At 55.2% G+C, this 2,550-nt stretch carries 2 protein-coding genes and 1 tRNA gene; 2 read left to right on the top strand and 1 reads right to left on the bottom strand.

Annotation, left to right across the window (positions count from 1 at the left end; translation table 11 throughout):
- Positions 1–1,613, top strand: a 1,613-nt coding sequence (gene acs, locus Q7T06_RS04300; RefSeq protein WP_304780762.1) for an acetate--CoA ligase, incomplete at its 5' end; no start/stop codon positions are given.
- A 156-nt stretch (positions 1,614–1,769) separates the two neighbouring features.
- Positions 1,770–1,860 (top strand) — tRNA-Ser (locus tag Q7T06_RS04295).
- A gap of 328 nt (positions 1,861–2,188) precedes the next feature.
- On the opposite strand, the gene Q7T06_RS04290 is transcribed toward Q7T06_RS04295, so the two are convergent.
- On the bottom strand, positions 2,189–2,550 hold a 362-nt coding region (locus Q7T06_RS04290), incomplete at its 5' end, for a hypothetical protein (RefSeq protein WP_304780759.1).

The following is a 2,550-nucleotide window of genomic DNA, read 5'->3' as shown; positions in this document are numbered from 1 at the left end:
GCAAATTCGCCAACGGCCTCAAATCGCTGAGCATCACCAAAGGCGACCGCGTCATCATTTACATGCCAATGTCTATCGACGGCATCGCCGCGATGCAGGCGTGTGCACGCATAGGCGCCACCCATTCGGGGGTGTTTGGCGGCTTTTCCGCCAAGTCGCTGCACGAACGCATCATCGATGCCGGCGCAGTGGCTGTATTGACGGCCGACTATCAGGTGCGCGGCGGCAAGGAGCTGCCGCTCAAATCCATCGTCGATGAAGCGCTGGCACTGGGCGGCTGCGACACGATACGCAATGTCGTCGTCTACCGTCGCACTGGCGCAGCGGTCAACTTTGTCGAGCGCCGCGATGTCTGGCTGCACGACCTGGTAGAGCAGCAAACCAGCGATTGCGCACCGGTGCCGGTTGGCGCCGAGCATCCATTGTTCATCCTTTACACGTCCGGCTCGACCGGCCAGCCGAAAGGCGTGCAGCATTCATCCGGCGGCTTCCTGCTGTGGGCCATGCTGACGATGAAATGGACTTTCGACATCAAGCCCGACGATGTCTACTGGTGCACCGCCGACATCGGCTGGATCACCGGCCACACTTATGTGACTTACGGCCCACTGGCTGTTGGCGCCACGCAGGTCGTGTTTGAAGGTGTGCCGACTTATCCGAACGCAGGCCGCTTCTGGGACATGGTGCAAAAGCATAAGGTCTCGATCTTCTACACCGCACCGACCGCGATCCGTTCGCTGATCAAGGCGGCCGATGCCGATCACGCCATACATCCCGACCGATATGATCTCTCCAGCCTGCGCCTGCTCGGCTCGGTTGGCGAACCTATCAATCCGGAAGCATGGATGTGGTACTACAAACACATAGGCGGCGAGCGCTGCCCGATAGTCGATACCTTCTGGCAGACGGAAACCGGCGGTCACGTCATTTCACCGATGCCGGGCGCCACGCCTATGGTGCCGGGTTCCTGCACGTTGCCGCTGCCAGGCATAGCCGCAGCAGTGGTTGATGAAGCCGGTCATGATCTGCCCAACGGCAAAGGCGGCCTGCTGGTCATCAAGCGTCCATGGCCATCGATGATCCGCAATATCTGGAACGACCCGGAACGCTTTCATAAAAGCTATTTCCCGCATGAGCTGGGCGGCACCACCTATCTGGCAGGCGATGGCGCCATCCGCAATGAAGAAACCGGTTACTTCACCATCACCGGCCGCATCGACGATGTGCTGAACATCTCCGGTCACCGCATGGGCACGATGGAGATTGAATCGGCCCTGGTTGCCCATCCTATGGTTGCCGAAGCGGCAGTAGTCGGCAAGCCGGATGAAACCACAGGCGAATCGATCTGCGCCTTCGTTGTATTGAAGTGCGTGCGTCCAACCGGCGATGAAGCCAAGCAGATCGCCAAGGAATTGCGCGACTGGGTCGCCAAGGAAATCGGCCCCATCGCCAAGCCGAGGGAAATTCGTTTTGGCGACAATTTGCCCAAGACCCGCTCCGGCAAGATCATGCGCCGCCTGCTGCGGGTGCTCGCCAAGGATGAATTGATTACGCAAGATATCTCGACGCTGGAAAATCCGGCGATCCTGGAGCAGTTGAAGCAGGCACAATAAAATCTATTGGCCTCGGTTCAATAGAAACGCCGTCGCAGTTACAAGCTGCGACGGTTTTTTTATGCTTGCCCGGATGGCGCAGCGCAGGAAAACCGGCCTTTGCCGGGAAAATTTTGCTATAATCGGCGGCTTCGCTAAAAACGAAGATCCAATTCAGGAGAGATGGATGAGTGGTTTAAGTCGCACGCCTGGAAAGCGTGTGTAGGTTCATAGCCTACCGGGGGTTCGAATCCCCCTCTCTCCGCCAAAATACAAATGCCCGCGCAAGCGGGCATTTTTGTTTTGAAGGAGAGAAGCAAGCCGCCTGCGCGGCTTGCGCGGGGGATACGAAGGGAATCGCCTGCAAGCGATTCCGCGGCCTGCAGCATGTAGGCGAATCCCTCTTTCTCCGCGAGAATAGTAAAAGAGTTTTGAATTAACAAGTTAACGATCCAAAATCGCATCAAACCACACACATTTACCGCACACGTAGCGATGAAAAAACATCCAGCGATGCCATGTTTTCTCCTAATGTGGTTTAAATTTTTCTATTTCTAAAATTAGAAAAGACAGATTGTCTGGATGCGTCCATAGTTTCAAAATGGAATCCAGTCTGTAGATGACTCCACTTTATTGTCCACGGTGATATGACATTGAACGAACTTAGGATCGTAAGGGTTTTCGTCGTCTGGCAGTTCCAATTCTGACCACGGGATTGTCAGTTGAATCGGCACTAGATCTGGGCTACTTGTAACGGTCACTGTTCCACCGAGCGCTACCAATCCGTAAGGATCGGAATATTGTTCATTACGATCTTTCAGGTACTTGCCTTTCTCACTTGCGAAGAGGCATAAGATGCCACCTTTTCTTCCCGTCATAAAAGCGAAATCCGCACGTCCCACGATACCCACAGTCGCCCTGTTCTTGCTATCAACGCCACGGGCTATTGCAATGGTGT

The organism is Herminiimonas sp., assembly GCF_030645555.1.
Taxonomy (GTDB): Bacteria; Pseudomonadota; Gammaproteobacteria; order Burkholderiales; family Burkholderiaceae_D; genus Oxalicibacterium.
The sequence above is the reverse complement of the archived record's forward strand: the minus strand, read 5'-3'. Positions and strand labels throughout refer to the sequence as shown.